The organism is Acinetobacter tandoii DSM 14970 = CIP 107469, from assembly GCF_000400735.1.
Lineage (GTDB): Bacteria > Pseudomonadota > Gammaproteobacteria > Pseudomonadales > Moraxellaceae > Acinetobacter > Acinetobacter tandoii.
In genome coordinates, this window is sequence record NZ_KE007370.1 from 1 (window position 1) to 1,831 (window position 1,831).

General features: G+C 46.4%; 1 protein-coding gene. It reads left to right on the forward strand.

Annotated elements, in window-relative coordinates:
* Positions 1 to 1,831 (forward strand): beta strand repeat-containing protein (locus I593_RS15605; protein ID WP_016168540.1); only part of this gene is annotated, 1,831 nt, incomplete at both ends.

A 1,831-nucleotide genomic window follows, 5' to 3' on the forward strand; every position in this document is an offset into this window, starting at 1 on the left:
GACCACACCAAAAACAATCGCAGGTACAGAGGGAACACTGACCCTTACCGACTATGATCCAGTAACAGGCAAAGTCAGTTATAGCTACCAACAAAGTGACAGCAGCAAAGACCACAGCGGTGGTGATACTAGCGTAAGCGATACTTTCCCAATTGTAGTGACAGACAATGCCAATGAAAGCTCAGCAGCGACGAATCTGGTCATTCTCATCACAGATACCGCCCCAGAAGCCAAAGCTGACACAGGCACAGTGACAGAAGACGGTGCAGCACTTGAAGGAAACGTGATCACAGGTGGCAGTAGCAACAGCACAGATGTTGCTGACCGTTTAGGTGCAGATGCAACACAAGTGACAGGAGTCAGCAAAGGAAGCTCAACAACAGAACAAACAGGTAATGTTGGTGGAACAGGACTTGCAGGTGACTACGGCACACTGATACTCAATAGCGATGGTAGTTACAGCTATACCGTTGACCCAAATAACGCAACCGTGAATGCATTAAAAGATGGAGGCAAGCTCACAGAAACATTTAGCTACACCATTAAAGATGCAGATGGGGACTGGAGTACCACGACATTAACCATCACCATTAACGGACATACCGATGGCCTACCAAGCATTACACCGAACGATCAGAACGGTAGCAGTGTTGGTGGTCAGATTACAGTGTATGAAAGTGGTCTAAGTACAGGTAGCAACGCAAGTGCAGCGAGCGAATCTGCCAGTGAAACGATTCAGATCAATGCAGGAGATGGCTTAAGCAGTATTAACATAGGCGGACAGAACTTTAGCCTTTCACAATTACAATCACTGAGTAGCAGCAACCCATCGGCAGCGATCAACGTCGCTGGTGGAACCATCGTTCTAAATGATTTTACGGCAAATAGCAGTGTAGGTGGTATCCCAACTTCAGGTAGTTTGAGTTATACCTATACTTTGAACAATGCCCAGACACATAGCGCTGTTGGAAATGATGGTTTACTTCTGAGTGGCATTCCACTGAGTGTCACAGATGCAGGAGGGGTAACCACAACAGGTAGTCTGGTTGTACAAGTGATTGATGATGTTCCAACTGCTGTGGCAGATACTGGTAGCCTTAGTGAAGGTGGTGTGCTGAGCGTACTTGCTGCTGACGGTGTATTAACAAATGATACTGCTGGCGCAGATGGTTGGGTGAATACGGGTGCAGTGGTTGGTGTAGTATCTGGTGATACTGCAACGAACAGTGCAGGTGGCGTTGGAGGCAGGATTGATGGTCAATATGGCTATATCACCTTAAATGCCGATGGCAGTTATACCTATGTATCAACCGCTGATGCAGTAACAGCTGATGCACAGGATGTATTTACTTATACGGTACGTGATGCGGATGGTGATTTATCTCATTCAACGCTTACGATTAATGTGGCAAATGTCAATCTAACACCAGCTCCAATTACCAATACTGTCAATGAGAGTGGTCTTGCGGGTGGTTCAACTGCGGGTACTGGTCATACCGTAACAGATACAGTGAACCTACCATCCGAGGTCAAAGCAGTACCCGTTACTAATGGTTCGACTCAATATGGGACGTTCAGCATTGATGAAGATGGTCACTACACATACACACTGACTAAACCGTCAAATGGCGATAATGTTGAGGATACGTTTAGCTATACCACTAAGGATGCTCAGGGCAATAGTACAACGAATACCGTAACGATTACGATTATAGATGACGCACCTGTTGCGAATTCTGACACGAATAGCATTACAGAAGACAGCGTCCCTAACCCGGTAAGTGGCAACGTACTGACAGGAGGCGTATCTAGTGGAGATACAGCTGATACC